Consider the following 17,451-nt stretch of genomic DNA (forward strand, 5'->3'; position numbering starts at 1 on the left):
AACGCACCGATGCCCTGGCAGACTTCCTCCACACCTACAACCACCACCGCAGCCACACCGCACTCGGCGGCCACCCACCCATCACCCGTGTCAACAACCCTGCGGGTCAATACAGCTAGCCCGTCCCCGGTTCCACCTGCACTTCACGCCGAGCAGCCGTCCTGGCTCAACCTGGTCGAGCGGTGGTTCGCCGAGCTGACCCAGAAGAAGCTCAAGCGCGGCGTCCACCGCTCCGTCCAGGTCCTCGAACGTGACATCCGGGCCTGGCTCACCGACTGGAACGAGCACCCCAGCCCGTTCGCCTGGACGAAGACCGCCGACGAGATCCTTGACAAAGTCGCCGCCTACTGCCACCGAATCTCTGGCTCAGATCACTAGGGCGGCGGAACGTCGAACATCACAATGTCCACGGCCTTGCGGCCTGGCGATCCCATTTCGCACCGGTCGCGCCGCCTTCACCGCGCGTTCGATCGGGGCCGGGCGGAGTGCTGGCGGGAACCTGTGAACAAAGTTCAGGAGACTGGCACGCCTTCTTATGGCACTGGACTTCTGGGTGGTCGGGTGCCTGACGGTGGGGCGGTGGCCGGGAAGCCCGAGCCGGGCGCGGCGAGTCGGCCGCCGTCCCACTGGCTCAGGGGGTGAGTACCAGGCGGATCGGGTCGCCGACCTTCTTCTCCAGGCGGGCGACGGCGTCCGCGGCCTCGGCCAGCGGGACGTGGGCCGTGATGGAGGGGGCCAGGTCGATGCGTCCGGCCGAGGCCAGGCCGATGAGCTGCTCGACGTGCTCGGGCTCGGAGCCGTAGTGGCCGCGGACCTGGTTGGCGTTGAAGCAGAAGCCGATGCTGTCGGCGATCGTGACCGGCTCCGGGGTGAGTCCGGCGAGGACGAGCGAACCGAACGGGCCGAGGACCGACGCGGCCTGGGCGCGGGCGGTGCCCACGCCAGCGAAGTCGAAGGCGACGTCGAGGCCGCGCCCGGCCGTCGCCTCCCGCACCGCATCCGCGAAGTCAGGGGCGAGCGGATCGAGGGCGATGTCCGCGCCGAAGGCGAGGGCTCGCTCGCGGGCCGAGGGCAGCGGGTCGATCGCGAGGATGGGGGCCGCGCCGACCATCCGGGCAAGCCGGACGGCGTGGGCGCCGAGGCCGCCCGCGCCCCAGATGCCGACGGACTGGGCGGGGCGGACCGCGCCGGTGCCCACGATCGCGGCGTACGGGGTGGAGACCGCGTCGGGGATGATCGCGGCCTGGTCGAAGGGCAGGTCGTTGGGGATGGGGAGGAGAGTGCCCTCGCGGGCGATCGTGTACTGCGCCCAGCCGCCGTCGTAGTCCAGGCCGCGGGTGAGGGGGCGGTGGCACAGCATGCGGCGCAGGCAGCCGGCGCAGTCGCCGCACGCCTCGCCGGCCTGGAGGACCACCCGCTGCCCGGGCGTCCAGTTGCCCTTCACGTCCGGGCCGAGGGCGTGGACGACGCCGGCGACCTCGTGGCCGAGGGTGACAGCGCCCGCCTCGGTGACGGCCTTGGTGGGGAAGAAGGGGCTCAGGCTGCCGTCGATCAGATGGATGTCGGACAGGCAGACGCCCGCGGCCCGCACTTCTACGAGGGCCTCGCCCGGGCCGGGGACCGGGATCGGGACCTCTTCGACGGCGAAGGTACGGGTGTCCAGGCGCAGCCGCCCGGCCAGCATGGTGTTCATGCGGAGACCTCGATGTGCTCGGTGGAAGAAGCGCGTGCATAGCTCAAGCGCTCGACATGGTCGGCTGACCTTGTCGTGCAACCGTGTCTATTGACGAGGTCGTCTGTCAAGCTGTTCTCGCTGGACGATCGTGAGGCGCTCCGAGTTCCGCCCTGTGGTTGTGTCATCCAATACAGTCACACGACATGTTCACTCGACAAAGTCGCATATATGTTGGTTGGTGACTGCTGAAGTGCAACGAAAGGCACGATCATGACTCAGGTGTCCGTAGGCGCAGTGGGGGCGATCCCCGAGCGCCCCCGCTGCCCCTTGTAGGCCACGCGTTCAACGTTCCGGCGGGCGCGGACTTCCTGGCCTACCTGCTGAAGGAGTTCAGGGAATTGGGGCCCGTGTACCGGCTGCGGCTCTTCGGGAGGGACACCGTCATGGTCGGCGGTCTGGACCTCGTGACCGAGCTGTCGGACGAGACCCGCTTCCGCAAGCACGTGCACGCCGACCTGGTCGAGGTCCGGGCTCTGGCCGGGGACGGTCTATTCACCGCCTACAACCACGAACCGAACTGGCGCAAGGCCCACGACATCCTGATGCCCGCATTCTCACTCGGTTCGATGCGCAGCTACCACGCCCCCATGCTCCAGGTCGCCCGCTCGCTGATCGGCAAGTGGGACCGGTTGGCCGGGGTGCAGTCGGTGGACGTGCCCGACGAAATGACCCGGCTGACCTTCGACACGATCGGCCTGTGCGGCTTCGGCTACGACTTCGAGTCCTTCCGCCGCGACGACCTGCACCCGTTCGTCGAGGCGATGTCCAGGGCTCTCGCCTTCGCTCAGGAGAAGGGCGAGTCCATCCCGGGCTCCAAACTGTTCAAGAGGAAGAAGGTCGAGCAGTTCCGCGCGGACATCGACCTGATGACGGAGCTCGTCGACGACGTGATCAGGGAGCGCCGTGCCTCCGGCAACACCAGCACGGACGATCTGATGGGGCTGATGCTGCACACGAAGGACCCCGCCACCGGCGAGCTCCTGGACGACGTCAACATCCGCCACCAGGTGATCACCTTCCTGATCGCCGGCCACGAGACCACGAGCAGTGCGCTCTCCTTCGCCCTGTACTACCTGACCAAGCATCCGGAGGTGCTCGCCCGGGCCCAGGCCGAAGTGGACGCCCTGTGGGGCGACACCGAATCCCCGGAACCCCAGTACGGCGACATCGGCAAGCTCACCTACATCCGCCAGGTGCTCAACGAGAGCCTGCGGCTGTGGCCGACAGCTCCCGCGTACGCCGTCGAGCCGATCGAGGACACCGTCATCGGCGGCAAGTACTCCGTACGCAAGGGCGAGTCGCTGATGGTGATCAACTCGGCCCTGCACCGCGACGCGGCCTGGGGGGAGAACTTCGAGCTGTTCGATCCCGAGCGCTTCACTCCCAAGCGGGAGGCGGCCCGTTCGGTCCATGCCTTCAAGCCGTTCGGCAGCGGTGAGCGGGCCTGCATCGGGCGCCAGTTCACACTGCACGAGGCCACCCTGCTGCTCGGCCTGCTGGTGCACCGCTACCGCCTGATCGACTACACCGACTACCAGCTGAAGATCAAGTCGACGCTGACCATCAAGCCCGACGGGTTCAGCCTGAGGCTCGCCCGCCGCACCAGCGACGAACGGCGCCTGCCCGTCGCCGCGGCGGTGGACGCCGCCACAGGCCGGACCACGGCCGTGACGCGCCGGGCGAGCGGGACCGCGCTGACCCTGCTCCACGGCTCCAACCTCGGCACCTGCGCCGGCATCGCCCGCGACCTGGGCACGGACGGCGAGGAGCACGGCTTCGCATCGGCCGTCACCCCCCTCGACGCATACACGGAGAGGCTGGTCGGCTCCCAAGGGCCGGTCGTCATCGTCGCCGCTTCCTACAACGGTCGCCCCACAGACGACGCCGCCGAGTTCGTCGCCTGGCTGGAGAACCTTGCCCCCGGCTCGCTCACCGGGCTGAGGTACGCCGTCCTCGGTGTCGGCGACCGCAACTGGGCCGCCACCTACCAGCGCATCCCCACCCTGATCGACGAGCGCCTGGCCGCCGCCGGCGCCGTCCCTCTTCTGGAGCGCGGCAGCGCCGACGCCTCCGGCGACTTCGGCGGAGCGGTCGACCAGTGGACGGAAGACCTGTGGAAGGCGCTCCTGGAGGAGTACGGCGAGGCAGTCGCCGGTGAAGCGGCCGCCCCTACACTTGAGGGGGAGGGGGAAGGGCTGTACGAACTGGAGGACACCTCGGAGTCGGTCCTCGGCGGTCTCGCCGAGCGCCACGGCGTCCGGCCGATGGAGGTGCTCGAAGCCTACGAACTCGTCGACACCAAGCACGCACTGGGACGCTCCAAGCGGTTCCTGCGGCTCCGGCTGCCCGAAGGTGTCACCTACCGTACCGCCGACCACCTGGCCGTCCTGCCCAACAATCCCGAGGTCCTCGTCCAGCGCGTCGCCGACCGCTTCGGCCTCGACCTGGACCGCACCATCCGGCTGCGCGCCCGCCGCCGGAGCCGGGCCGCCCTGCCCGTCGACCGGCCGCTGACCCTGCGCCGCCTGCTCACCGACTTCGTCGAACTCCAGGACGCGGCCACCCAGGAGCAGGTCGCCGTGCTCGCCGAGCACACCGCCTGCCCGCCCGAGAAGCAGCCGCTCACCGCCTTCGCCACCGCCGATCCCGATACCTTCCGGGAGCAGGTGACCGTCGCGGGCCTCAGCGTCCTGGACCTCCTGGAGCGCTACCGCGCGTGCGAGCTGCCCTTCGAGCGCTTCCTGGAGCTGCTGCCGGTACTGCGTCCCCGGCACTACTCGATCTCGTCGTCCGCCACGGCCCGGCCCGGCGAGGCCGACCTGATGGTCTCGCTGCTCGCCGCGCCCCACCGGTCGGGGGAGGGGGCCTTCCGGGGGATCGCCTCGCACTTCCTGCAGACCGTGAACGCGGGTGGCCTGATCCAGGCCCGGGTCCTGCCGTGCAGCGAGTCCTTCCGCCTCCCCGAGGACACCTCCCTACCGGTGATCCTGGTCAGCGCGGGCACCGGCCTCGCGCCCTTCCGCGGCGCGGTCCTCGATCGCCACCACACCGGTTCGACCGGCACCCTGCTCTGCTACTTCGGCTGCGACCACCCCGACGTGGACTTCCTGTACCGGGAGGAGTTCGAGGCGGCCGAGGCAGCAGGCGCCGTCAGCATGCGCCCCACCTTCATGCACGCGCCCGAGAACGGCGCCCGCTTTGTCCAGGAGCGCATCGCCCGCGAGAGCGAGGAGGTGTGGTCGGTCCTGGAGGCCGGCGGACGCGTCTACATCTGCGGCGACGGCCGCCGTATGGCCCCCGCCGTCCGGGAGGCGTTCATGGCGATCTACCGCGAGCGGACCGGAGCGAGCGACGATCAGGCCGTGGCGTGGCTCGCCGCGCTCGTGGGGTCCGGACGCTACGTCGAGGACGTCTGGGCCGGCTGATCCCCACAGAGAAACGGTGGTGGGCGCACCTTCCAGGTGCGCCCACCACCGTTTTCGCGCCGCGTCAGGCCATCGGTACGTCAGGCAGGCCGAGGTTCCCCTTGGCCAGCGCCACGGTTGCGCTCACAAGCGCCCTGAGCCCTGTCTGCTCGATGGACTCGTCCGGCAGGCACTGGAGGACCTGCATGGTGAGTCCGTCGAAGCCGGAGAGGAAGAACCGGGCCACCGTCTCCGGGGACACGGCCAGTTCCTGCCCGGCCCTCTTTGCCGTCTCGGCGATCACCTGCGCGGTCACCTCTACGACCCGCTGGTAGTGGCTCTGCCGGGCTTCGTTGAGACCGGGCACACGCAGGGCGAACATGGTCAGCTCACTGAGCAGCTGATGGTGCGACGTCGGCTCGCGCACGGTGCCCCACAGCGCCCCCGCGAAGGCGGCGATGGTCTCCTCGAAGCCCGCGTCCGCCGGCGCCGCGCGCCGCACCTGCGCGACCAACTCGTCGGTGATCTGGTCCATGACAGCCCGATACAGGTCCTCTTTCGTCCCGAAGGTGTAGTGGACCGTGGCCTGCGCGACACCGAGCTCCGCAGCGATGGCCCGGGTGCTCCCCGCGGCGACGCCCTCCCGGGTCATGAGGTCGATGGCGGCCTTGATCAACTGGGGACGGCGCTCCGCCGCGGAAACATGAGCCATACGTCCAGTGTATCGACTTAGTCAATCGACCAAGTCTGCTCGGACCAGGCATTACGTTCCTCTGGCGGGCGATGTGCTGTCTGCGGGGAGAGCCTCTGGCGGACCGGTACCCGTCTCGTCGAGGACGGCGTCGAAATGGTCGACGGCGACGAGGCTGGCGAAGTCCTCGGCGCAGACCTTCGTCAACTTCTCCGCGGTGTAGGAGATGCCGAGCGTGGTCCCGATCCGTTTGCTCGCCCGGTCGGTGAGGGTGAGTCGACGCTGCGGCAGATGGCCACGTTGCTCCTGGTAGGCGACGACGACCTCTTCAGAGGAACGGTCCACGTAGGCGAAACCGATCGCTACCAGCCCCACCATGGCGAGGTTGATCATGTGCCAGTCGCTGGTGAGGCGGGGAGCTTCGGCCTGCACCTGTTCGAGCAGGCTGAGATGGCCGAGCCGGTAGGCACGGAGGAACCGGCTCGGCGGGATCCCCCGCCGGGCATAGAGGCGGGCGATGTCCAGGGCTGCCCGAGGCACTTCCGGCGCGCTCGTGCCGGGGCGGGTCTCCAGCAGATCCAGGAGAGCTGTGACGTGCTGCGCCGTCTCATCCATCCTCGTCGCCGTCCTCCCAGTCCATGATCATGTCGAGGGCGTCGGCGCTGCTCCCGGGGACGAGGGTTCCGGCGAGTCGAGCAGCAACCGCGTGGGCTCCGAGGTGTCGGGCTCTCCCCGCTGCACCCGGATGAGCCTGTGCTGCTCGGACGTCAGCCCCATTTCCTCCACGGGCAGTTTGTCGCGCAGGAGCGCCGCCTGTGTGGACTGCGCCAACGACAGCGTCATGCCGATCGCTTCGAGTTCCGCGACCGACACCATCCCCTTCAACGGCACCGCCGGCGGTGGAACGACGGGGGCGGGAGGCTGACCGGACGGCGCCGCCGTAGCGGTCTTGATCTGTTCGGGCACGACCCGCACGCCGAGCCGTTCCGTCAAGAGCTCCGCCACCTCCCGCAGCCGGCCCGCCGCGACGTCCGGGCCGAGGCCGGGCCGGACGGATTCGCTCCTGTAGCGGCTCAACTTGTCGTTTACCGTCCACCGCTTCAGCTCCGGGCTCCACCGGACCTCGCCGGACCCCCGGCTCATCCCGGGCTCCGACCGTCCGGACTCCCCGAACCGGGCCGCGGTGCCCGTGTGCCCCAGCCCGCCCAGGTCCTTCCGCCGTCCGTCCGCCGTCAGGTCCGGAGCCACGCTCCGCATGTCAGCGAGCAGTGCGTCGAACTGCTCCGGCGTGATGATCCCGCTCGGCTGCTCGCTGCCCAGCAGGATCTGTCCGTCCTCGGTCACCGTGTAGATCCACACGGTGTCCGGGTTCGCCGTGACCAGCAGATCGGGATCGACATCGTCCAGGGGGATCCACAGCGGATTCACCCGTACGTCGCCCTCACCGTCACGCTCCTCGGGCTTGACGCGCTTGGGGGCCGTGCTGTCGCCGTAGACGAGCAGGTCATGCGCTTCGGCGCTGCTCCCGTTGTAGTGGTCCACGCCGTTGTAGTGCACCTCGATCACACGGGATGCGCCGCTGGGGCCGACCCGGCGGGTATCGGCCAGACGACCGTCCCAGGCCACCTCGACCCGGGCCCCGAAGGTGTGGGCGAGCAGGGGCAGGAAGGTCTCGCCCACGTCGGTGATGTAATCCTCCTCCCAGCGGGCGACAGCGCGCATGACCGTACGCATCTCCGCGTCGTCCAGTGGAGCCGCGCTCGTCGGGTACAGAGCGGCCAACTCCGCGCGCAGTTCCGCCTCCGAGCGGTCGATCAGCATGTCCGCGTCCACACCGTGGTGCGCGAGCAGCGAGACGAGCCCCGCCCGGTGCAGTCCCGCGATCCGGGCCCCGAACTCCGCCGTCGTCGACAGGCGCAACTGCCCGATGACGGATCGGGGCAGACGGCCTCCGCTCCCGGTCACATAGGCCTCGACGGCCTTGCGCATCGCGCTCACGACGGCGGTCTCCGGGCCGCCCGGGTAGTGCCCGGTGGTGGACTGGACGACCGCTCTGCCGCTGAGCCCCCCGCGTACGGCGTCGGCGTCACCGAGCCAGGCGTACGCGGCGGGGTCGGATTCCGCCAGAGCGGGCAGCCGGCTGCGTACGTATCCGGGGTCGCTCGCGATGAATGAGTGGAAGAGACACTCCCCGGTGACCGGCACCCGAAGGGGCCGCCCCCTGGCCGCACCGTCCGGAGGCAGGGCAGACGAGGGCTGCACCGGCTTCGGCTCCGGCTGAGTCCTGGCCTCCGTCTTGTCCTGGACCTTCGGCTCCGGTTGAGTGCTGGCCTCCGTCTTGCCCCCGGCCTTCGGCTCCGGTTTCGCGTCCGTCACCGCCCCCTCCCGTACCGCCAGTCGGTAATGGCGGTCCGCCAGGCTGAGCACCACGTGCGGCCGCGGGCCGCCGGGCGGCAGGCCCAGGGCCCCCGCCAGGTGGCCCGTGGGATCGGACGGTCCCGGGCCGAAGTCCTGGAAGCGCCCCGCGTCGTCCACGACGGTGATGTCCACCCCGAACGTCCGGGCGGCCAACACCGGCAGCAGGTCGGCCGCCCCGTGGTTCCAGCCCGCCTCGCCCTCCGTGTTCCCCGGGCGCATCAGCTGGGCGACGGCCAGCGCGGCCCGGGCCGCCGGGCCCGGGGTCACGGCGTGCGGCATCAGTCCGCCCAGCCCGTCGAACTCGCGGCCTCCAGGAGTGTCCGCCGCCAGCGGCCCGGCCCCCCGCAACCCCGCCCCGGTGACTTCGGCTTCGCTGAAGGCATCCATGGCATCGGGGGCGACGGCTTCGAGCAGGTCCGCGTCCGAGGGGTCCATGAGCCTGGCGGTGAGCATCCGCAGCACCGCGTCGGCCGCCGCACGCCGGTCGCCGAGGTCCACCCCCTGTTCGGTGAGCAGGCCGGGCGCGCTCCTGCTCAGCCCCTCCACTAGCGCGTGCAGGAAGGCGTCCCCGTCCTCCGGCACCTCGTGCAGGGCGTACGTGACCTCGTCGGGCGAGGTCAGCCGGGCGTCCGGACCGGTGCCGGTCCTCGTGTACGCCGGGAGCGCGGGCGGCGCCGGGGGCGTCGGCACCGCGGGCTTCAGGTATGTGACGGCCGGGGGCTCGGTCCTGCCCTCCAGGCGCTTCCGGCCCTCGGCGGTGGCCGCTTCCTGGTGCCACCGGGTGAGCTGGTCCGTCCCCGCCCTCACCCGGTGGTACTCGGCCGCGGCGTCCTCCGCCGTCGTCCTCAGTGTGCCGAGCAGCGTATGGCGGTTACCGAAGGCGGTGACGGCGGCGTCGTGCCGCCGGGTGGCCGCCCCGACCCGGCGGTCCGCGGTGGCAAGCGCCCTTTCGGCCGTGTTCACCCGCCGGGCGGCCGCCGCCTTACGCTCCCGCAGGGCGGCGATGTGGATCTCGGCGGGCGAAAGCCGTTCCCGGGAGGTCCGTTCGGCGGCCGCCAGGGCCGCACGCGCCTCCGCCATCTCCTCGCGTGCCAGCTCCGCCCAACCATCGTGGGCGGCCTCACCGGTGTCCGAGGCCTCGGCGGCTTCGAGGGCTTCGCGGGCCTCGCGTATCGACTGCTGACCGGCGCTCCGTATCCAGTCCATGCGTTCCTCCGCGGCCTCCACGGCGTTGTGGGCCGCCTCGGCCACGTCGTACGACTGGGCCAGCCTTCGGCGGGCCGCCCCGGCGGCGGTCTCCGCGTCGTCGAGCGCGATCCGCGCCGCGTCCCGCTCCTCCCTCCGGCCGATCGCCGAACGGCGCTTCTTCCAGTACGCCTTGTCTGCGTCGACCCACGCCTTGCTCGCCTCGCCCACCGCGTCCCACGCGGCACCCACCCGGGCGGGGAAGTTCGTGTCGTTGATCAGGCCGAGTTCCCTGGCGACATCGTCCCTGACCCAGGTCAGGGCGTACGCCTCCGAGCCGACCGCCTTCGGGCCGGGCCTGACATGGCCGAAGGTGCCTCCGACGAAGCGTCCGACTCGGGTGTCCTTGATGCCCCGACGCACATCGGCGACGCTCAGCCACGAGGTGGGGACGGCGAACAGGAACACCCGGCCCGTCTTGGGTTTCGTGTTGATGGAGGTCAGCTGGTCCGCCGAGGTGGGCAGGGTGTCGCCTTCAGCGGCGTACGGCCCGGTGCCCGACCCGCCCATCTGGTGCATGCCCGTCTTGTCGGAGCTGATCAGCACGCCCGCCCCGAGCGCGGAGTCCTGGACGTTCTCCCGTCCCACGGACGACGCCGCGCCGGCGCCGGTCCGCCGGAGCATCTCCATCTTCTGGCCGTCGGCGACGGTCAGCAGCCGGGCGCGGCTGAAGTCGGGCTTGGCGTACAGCTCGAGCTGAGCGCTCTCGGTGCTGACGATGTTCTTCTCGGTCAGCCCGGGGACGCCGTATCCCTGGGGCGTCACCGCACGGTGGTAGTAGGCCGTGAGCGCGGCGTTGCCGGTCCCGTCCTCCAGCGCCTGGGCCGAGCCGGTGCCCAGCCGGGTCAGCCCGGTGTCCCTGGCCCGGCGTGCGGCATCCGGTCCGTCCACGGAAAACCCCGCGTCGTACGACAGGGCCAGCGCGTAGGTGTTCGCCACCTGGATGTCCGCGAGGCCGACGATCCGGCGCACGTCGAAGCCGGTGGCGGGGAAACGGAACGGCTTGAGGGTGCCGTCACCGTGCAGGGTGTCGGGCCCCAGCACGTACGGCGGGACGCCCTGCCTCGGTGCGGCGAGCCCGGTCAGGTCCGGGGGCGGCAGCAGATCGGCGTCCGGCTCCCCGTCGGGGGCCATCAGGCTCAGCGGGACGTGCTCGTGCAGGATCCCGGCGGAGTGCCCCACGCTGATGACCTGCTTGCCGCGAAACCGGTCGAACCCGGTGCGTACGGGCCCCCGTTGCCCCGGTGCCGGGTCGTCCGCCTCCAGCGTTATCCGGAGCGTGTAGGGCGTGGCGATCTCCGCGTACGGTTCCGTCGAGGCCGTCCGGAACACGGTCAGGGTGGATTCCGTACGGCTCTCGCCGCTGGATTTCCGGTCGGAGCCGGTCTCCGTGAACGTCGGTCCCGCCGCCACGGCCCCCGTGGGGTTCTCCGTGTGGACGGCCTCCCCGACGAGGTAGCCGAAGTCGGCGCCCTTCGTGGACTCGGCACCTTCGGTGACCGTCTCGATGGCCCGCCGGTTCTCCTCCATCTCCACGCTGTGGTCCAGCATCTCGAACGTCGGCGTACCGGGTTCGAGCTGGACCCTGATCCGGATCTGCCGCTTGCCGATCCGGACGCTGTGCCAGCCCCACGCTCCGGTGCGGGCCGGGACCGAGGAGCCGCCGCCCGTGGTCTCCTTGTCCAGGGATCGCAGGACCCGGGACGAGACCAGGGTGCGGACGCGCTCCCGGCCGGCGTCGTCCAGCCCGAGCACGGCCACCTGCTGTTCGAAGGCGGCGAGCGCCGCGGTCGGGTCCAGCGCGTTGACGGCGTACGTACCGAAGTGGTCGTCCCGCAGCCACGGTTGCGGGGACCAGTTGTGGCGGGTGTAGCGCGGCACCTCGCCCATGCCGTCGTCGATCAGCCCAACGAGGTGGGCGCTCTTCTCCGGCACATGGGCCAGCCAGCCGCCGGGCACGGTCGTCATCCGCCCGGCCGCCGCGGCGATCCAGTCGGGAACGAGCGGCCTGCCCGCGGCACCGGAGCCGAGCAGGCTCGCCGTCAGGGCCAGCCAGTGCTCGGCGGCGCCCGACACGAGGACCTGGTGGCCGAAGCCCTTGCGGTTCATGTCGTGGACGAAGGAGCGGGTCACGATCCTGCTCGACTGGTCCGCCGTCGACCAGGGGCTGGCAACCAGGCCGTAGGTGCCGAGCAGTCCGGGCCCTGCCGCGTGGGAGCGCGTGTAGACGAGCTGCCCGCCGACGAAGAAGGTGCGGGTCTTCGTCAGCTTACCCGCCGTCTGGCCGGTGCCGCCCAGCACCATTTCCGTGTCCATCGGCACCGACCCGGTCAGCGCCTGGATGCCGTCCACCGCCGTCAGATGCCGGAAGGTGGCCCAGAGCGTGGCGTACGGGCCCTTCCCCATCAGCCCTGAGGCACTCCAGCCCAGCGGCCCGGAGCTCTGGTCGAAGTTGGCCGTCAGGTACTGCGGCTGGAAGGCACGGAGTACGGCCTCGCGGGTCGGCGCACCCTCCTCGGTGAGCTGCCAAGCGCCGCCTGACCCGGCGGCCATGGCCTGCCCGAGTGCCGAGAGCAGGGCCGGTGACGGCATCACGCCAATGGTCAGGAACGGATGGTTCTGCAGGTCCCGGAACATCTGCGAGCCCCGGCCGCCCGGTGTCACCGGGCCCGGATCCCCCACCAGGTCGGAGGCGCGCACCAGGCTGCCCGGCCTGGACAGGTCGCCGAGGGCGAGTGCCCGCGCCCGGTCGGGCCGCAGGGTGCGTACCGGCTGAAGGGCGACGCTCGCGTAGGGGTTGGCAGCAGCCCGGCGGTGCGGGTCCACGGCTGGGGCGTGCGTGCCAGGGATGCTGATGAGCACCTGCCCGGTACGGGGGCCGCCGCCCACCTGACGGCCGCCGGGGGCCGTACCGATGAGCAGGTCCTGCGGCTGCCGGAAGACGAAGGGCTGGGTGCCGAGTAGCCCCAGCGTCGCTGTTCCGCGCAGCAGGCCCCGGAACCGCCAGTACCCGCCGCGGTCCACGGTGATCGAGAGGTCGTAGCGGTAGAGGTGCGACGGACCGGCACTAACCGTCATCGGCTCGTACGTGGCCGTCGCGCCGAAGCTGGTCTCCTCGTCGGCCTGCCAACCCCAGCGCACGCCGGCGCTCGGCCCGCCCGCGTTGTTCGGTGCGCCGATGTCGTCCGTCATGGGGTCACGGAAGGCGATCAGCCCCTCGACGCCCGCCTCCCCGATGCGCTTGGCGCTCTTCTGGCCGTCCACCCGCTCCACACCGACCGAGCTGTAGCGCAGCTTGAAGTCGTCCTGCACGCCCTCGAAACGGCGGTTGGTCAGCTCCCCGTGCAGCCAGATGTAGCGGTGGCCCTGTCCGATCCGGCCCGGCTCGTTGAACCGGATCCGGATGCCGGTCGTGGTCAGCGCCTCCAGGTTTCCCGCCATGTTCCGGTACGACAGGGCGCTGAGAACCTCCAGGGTGTTGGCGAGGGCCGTGCGGTACTCGTCGTCGTTCTTCCACCGCGTCGTCGGCGCGGGGCGTGCGCCGGCGGACGGACCGGGCGGGCCCAGAACTGCGTTCGCCCGCTCCCGCCAGGTCCTGTGCTCCGGCGGCGCCAGCTGGTCGAGCCGTGCGACCAGCCCGGGATAGGCCGCCGCGAGAGCCGTCAGCACCTCGTCGGCGAGGGTGTCCAGGAAGGTGCGCTCCCGTCCCGTGGCTCCGGTCGGCCCGGTCTTCGTACCGTCGCCGAAGGCGAACTCCTCCACCCGGTGCATGCCCAGGGTGGGCGGCCTGTCCGGGGTCAGGTACGCGGGGGCGAAAGGTTCTGGTGCTCCCGCGCGCAGCGCACGCCGCAGGCCATCGTCCCAGCCCGCCAGCCGACGCGCCTCCGTGCGGGTCATCCGGTCCACGCTCCAGGTGTGGAACTGCTGCGGCCGGGAGCCGCTGCCGCTGCGCTGGACGTACACCGTCTTCCGGACCAGGTAGAGACCCGTCGCATCGCCCTTGACCTGGCCGGCCGTCTTGATCGCCCCGGAACCGCCGAGGCCGGCGGTGCGCGACACGGAGAAGAGGTAACGGAACGCCGCGCCGAACTGGAGCCGGAGATTGAGGGCGCCGTTTCCCAGGTCGAAGAAGTTGAAGGCCGGGCCCGCGACGCCGTCGATTCCGAAGGCCGCCGTCTTCTGGACACTCCGGTCGTTGCGTACGGCCAGGGTGTTGATGTCGCGCATCTCCGCGTCGGGCGTCTCCGTGATCAGCGTCGCCCGGCCCGGCACCACATCGACCACGAAGACGCCCAGCGGCGTACGGGTCTTGTCGTCGGCGAAGAGAGGCACGGTAGTGACCCGTCCCCTGGACAGTGCGGGGCTCTGCCGCTGGAAGCTCAACGAGGAGAAGAAGGAGTTCAGTTCACCGTAGGCGGTACTGCCCGGTGCCACGCCGATCTCCTGGGCCGCCCAGTCCCGCATCCGGGAGACGGGGCCGAACCCCTCCGTCCGGACCAGCCGGTAGGCCGACTGCCGGCCGAGCTCCATGGAGCGGGGGATGCGCCCGGGGGTGGCGGTCGCACTCATCACGCTGTCCGGCAGCCGTACGGACAGCCCGTCCCTCACCGCGAACCCGAAGACCGCGGGCTCGGGACCGGTCACGGTCCTTCCGTCCGCATCGGTGACCCGCAGGTCGTAGTAGACGTGGTCCAGATACACCCGCGAGCCGTCGAGGGCGCGGGTCTCCGTCTGGCTCGTCCCCTGTTCGGTCTGTCCGTATCCCACCCGGTCGGTGAAACCGAGCCGCAGACCGAGCCGGCCGAAACCGCTGAATGCGGCCGCGCCCACGGGCCCGATGGGCCCGCCGAGCGCGATCTGGAACGCCGACTGCATGGTCTTGCTCTGCCCGGCGGTGAAGACCGAGCGGTGCATCCCGTCCACCTTCACGGGGCTGCCGTAGGTGTCGGTGAACTGTTCCCAGTCGCCGTAGTGGCGCGCGACGACCGACAGCTTCCGCGCACTGCCGTCCTGCGCCGTGTACGGGAAGACGCGCCCGTCCCCGGCCAGTGTCTTGGGCTCCTGGGTGAAGGCGTACGTGACGTCGGCCATCAGGTTCGAACCGGCCGGGCGGCCTTTCTTCGGCTGCTCGGGCCGCACCCCGTCGGACCCTGTGGACAGCAGTCGGCCGATCTCGGCCAGCGCCTCGCCGATGCCGCGCAGGACGACGTCGCTGTGCCCGAAGGTCATGCCGCCGGAGACCAGTTCGAGGAGGACCTCCGGAGGGGCGTCCTGCACGAGCTCCTGCACGTCGTCGATGTACGCGGGCATCCGGGAGCCGTTACCGAAGTCGGTACGGTCCCGCCGCCCGCCGAGCGGCCGGGGCAGGTCCCGGTCCAGCACGGGGGGCCGGGTGCTGGGGAGCACGGGCGCGTACGGCTCGGCACCAGGGGCACTGCTGGTGGTGGCCGGACGGCGGACGGGCGGCGGGGAGGCCACGGTCGCCGTCGCGGTCGTGCGCGCGGATGCGGATGTGGGTGTCCTGGCGGGTGTGGGCGTGAGGTCCCCGATGAGTGTGCTGATCAGCTGCAGATGGCGGCCGCGCAACCCGCCCTGGGCCAGCCCCTCGGGGGCCGGGCGCCGGTAGTCCCCCAGGAGGCTCCCCTCCACGTCCGGGCGTTGAGGTGCGACCGCGTGCCGGGACTCGTCGCGGAGGCCGAGCATGTGCGTGATCTCGTGCGCGTAGTCGACGGGGGCGGCATCCGCCCACCAGGCGGACCGGGTCATCTGCTGGTCGCGGCCGACGAATTCGACGTTGAGCCCGTTGGGGTGCGGGTCGCTCTCGACGCGCACCACCGTCACATGCAGGAGGTCACCGTTCGGCAGCCGGTGACCCGGTGCGTTGATCGCGGTATCGACGCCGCTGAGCACCTTCGCCCAGACGCCGTCGGGCATCCGGTCCGGGCTGCCGACACCGACCTCGACGGTGAGGTCGGTGACATGGTCGCCGCCCACCCCGAAGCGGCGTACTTCGAACTTCGACCTCCCCACGAACTGAGTTGTCCGACCCTGCTGTTGCGGATCCGGTGGCGTCGACACCGGGTCGACCCAGGTGTGCGAGCGCGGCACCGGTTCCACCCCGGCGCGCGCCGCCTCCCAGGCGGGCGACCCGGGGGCGGCGTTGGCGGTGGTCCCTGAGACGGGGCCGGACGCCCCTACCGCCTCGGCCCCGTCCGGGGCCAGGTCGGCATCCGGGCCTGAGAGTCCGGGCAGGTCCCCCTGCTGGGGCCCTGCCCCCGGAGCGGGCAAGGACGACGACGAAGTAGCCAGAGCGGTCGGCGGGGAAGGGGAAAGGGGCGGGGAAGACGACGGTGAGGACATGCCGGGGAAGCTCGACGACGTAACGGAGCGGCTGTCGGACGCCTCGGCCGACGAGGTGTCCGGCGACACGGCCGGTGCTTCCGGCGCCGTTGTCGGCACCGCCGGTGCGTCGTGGGTCCCGGCCCGCCGTTGCTCGGGGCGCACCGGATCGGCGATGGGCAGGGAGGGCTCCGGCGTCGGCCCGGTGAGCGCGTCCGCGCCTGTTTCGGCGTCCGTGCCGGTGTGCTCGGCCGGGGCTTCGCCGCTCAGCGGTGCCGCGTTCGGTTGCGGTGCTTCGGAGGAGGTACGCAGCCCTGTCGGGGGCACCGGGTCGCCTTCGGGCACGGTCGTGTTCGTGGTCGTGTCACGGGGTGCCGGGGTGAGCGACTGGTCCGTACCGTCGGACAGGTACTCCTGACCGTTTCGGTCGGCCTGCTGGTCAGGCAGGCCGGTCACATCGTCGTCTGTCAGGCCTGTCGCGTCGGTCCCGTCTGTCAGGTCGGTCCGGGAGGACGGCTGTGACTGGCTTCCCGGCGTACCGGGCGATGCGTTGTGAGCTCCGGGGGCGGATGCGGGTGCTGTCGTGTTCGGGCTGGCCGAGGTGCCCAGGGGCGTCGGCGTTGTGACGGTGTCGGATTCGGCGTCGGTTGCTGGTGGGGCGCCGTTCACCTGCTGGTGTGTGCCGTGTTCCGTGCCCGGCTGGGCGCCGGTGTTCCGGGCGGGCTGTCCTTGCCCGGGCAGGTCCTGCCCGGTGGTGTCGTGAGGGACGTCCCATGTCTCGTCCTGGCCGAACGGTGCGTCGCCCGGGTCGTTATCCACGTGCGTGGCGTCCATACCGCCCGGGGTGTTCGAGTCCGGTGCGGTGGAGGAGCCCTTCGGCGTGGTGAGCCCCTGGGGGAGGTCACTTGTCGATCGTGGCACGTTCGAAGGCGTGTCCGGCGTGAGGCCGTCGGTGAGGTCCTGCGGCGTAAGGTCCGGTGTCGTGAGGTCGGCGTTCGAGATGGACGACGGCCCGGAGGTGTGCCCGGACGGCAGCGTGGACGGGGTGAAGGCCGACGAGGTGGACGGCGGCACGTAGGGGGCCGGTGGCCCGCTCGGGTCGCTGAAGCTGTTGCTGCCATTGAAGCCATTGCCGCTGTTGAAGCCGTAGCCGCCGAGGTTGTTCGTGTCGTTCGGGCTGTTCGAGTCCCGGGTGGTGAGGTCGAAGGGTCCGGACAGTACGTCGCGGCCACCGGTGGGCAGGATGTTCAGCGCGGACGGCGACGTGTACGGCGGGGGCGTGTACGTGGGCGGCGGAATGCTGAGACCGCTGCCGATCCCGCTCGGGAGTTCGGTCGAGACGGTGTCGGGGAGGGGGGAGGGGCCGGGGGTGAAGAGATCGGTGTTCACCGCCGGGGGGCTCTTGAGGGCCGGGCCGCCCGCGGGGCCGCCGGACTTCTCCGATCCCGAAGACCCCCCGTCACCGCCGCCGAGCACGCTGTCGGGGCCGGGCAGGTCGTTGACGTCGGTGAACCGGTTGTCGTTGAAGTAGTTGTCGTAGATCGAGAAGGCCCCCGCGCCGACCGCCAGCCCCGCCCCCATGTCGAACACGGTGCTGGTGCCGGAGCCGACGAAGGTCT

5 protein-coding genes and 2 pseudogenes are annotated in these 17,451 nt (G+C 71.1%); 3 read left to right on the top strand and 4 right to left on the bottom strand.

All coding sequences use genetic code 11. From position 1 onward, the window contains the following. Together AMK24_RS33580 and AMK24_RS31950 are read left to right on the top strand one after the other, a co-directional pair. Positions 1–119, top strand: a pseudogene (locus AMK24_RS33580) (IS481 family transposase); the annotation flags it as partial. 5 nt (positions 120–124) lie between these two features. Next, a pseudogene (locus AMK24_RS31950) lies at positions 125–378 on the top strand (IS630 family transposase); the annotation flags it as partial. 253 nt (positions 379–631) lie between these two features. Here AMK24_RS31950 and AMK24_RS31955 read toward each other — a convergent pair. Further along, complete coding sequence (locus AMK24_RS31955) at positions 632–1,693, bottom strand: zinc-binding dehydrogenase (RefSeq protein ID WP_073772380.1); 1,062 nt, start codon at positions 1,691–1,693, stop codon at positions 632–634. Positions 1,694–1,995: 302 nt separating this feature from the next. Between AMK24_RS31955 and AMK24_RS31960 the strand changes: the two genes are divergently transcribed. Further along, positions 1,996–5,160 (top strand): bifunctional cytochrome P450/NADPH--P450 reductase, encoded by a 3,165-nt coding sequence (locus tag AMK24_RS31960; protein WP_073772381.1) that lies wholly within the window; start codon positions 1,996–1,998, stop codon positions 5,158–5,160. Positions 5,161–5,224: 64 nt separating this feature from the next. Here the strand turns inward: AMK24_RS31960 and AMK24_RS31965 are convergent, their stop codons facing one another. The 3 genes from AMK24_RS31965 to AMK24_RS34090 are packed head-to-tail and all read right to left on the bottom strand — an operon-like array spanning position 5,225 to position 17,413. Further along, positions 5,225–5,851: a TetR/AcrR family transcriptional regulator gene (locus AMK24_RS31965; RefSeq protein WP_073772382.1), complete on the bottom strand. Its 627-nt coding sequence runs from the start codon at positions 5,849–5,851 to the stop codon at positions 5,225–5,227. A gap of 51 nt (positions 5,852–5,902) precedes the next feature. Continuing rightward, positions 5,903–6,445, bottom strand: coding sequence for a hypothetical protein (locus AMK24_RS31970; protein ID WP_073772383.1), 543 nt, complete (start codon positions 6,443–6,445; stop codon positions 5,903–5,905). A 27-nt stretch (positions 6,446–6,472) separates the two neighbouring features. Further along, positions 6,473–17,413 (bottom strand): hypothetical protein, encoded by a 10,941-nt coding sequence (locus AMK24_RS34090; protein WP_206780352.1) that lies wholly within the window; start codon positions 17,411–17,413, stop codon positions 6,473–6,475. Positions 17,414–17,451 lie beyond the last annotated feature (38 nt).

The sequence above is a fragment of the Streptomyces sp. CB02366 genome, assembly GCF_001905905.1.
Lineage (GTDB): Bacteria > Actinomycetota > Actinomycetes > Streptomycetales > Streptomycetaceae > Streptomyces.

Coding starts and splice junctions, on each gene's coding strand:
- AMK24_RS31955 (WP_073772380.1), bottom strand. CDS start 1,693: ATGAACACCATGCTGGCCGGGCGGCTGCGCCTGGACACCCGTACCTTC.
- AMK24_RS31965 (WP_073772382.1), bottom strand. CDS start 5,851: ATGGCTCATGTTTCCGCGGCGGAGCGCCGTCCCCAGTTGATCAAGGCC.
- AMK24_RS31970 (WP_073772383.1), bottom strand. CDS start 6,445: ATGGATGAGACGGCGCAGCACGTCACAGCTCTCCTGGATCTGCTGGAG.
- AMK24_RS34090 (WP_206780352.1), bottom strand. CDS start 17,413: ATGGGGGCGGGGCTGGCGGTCGGCGCGGGGGCCTTCTCGATCTACGAC.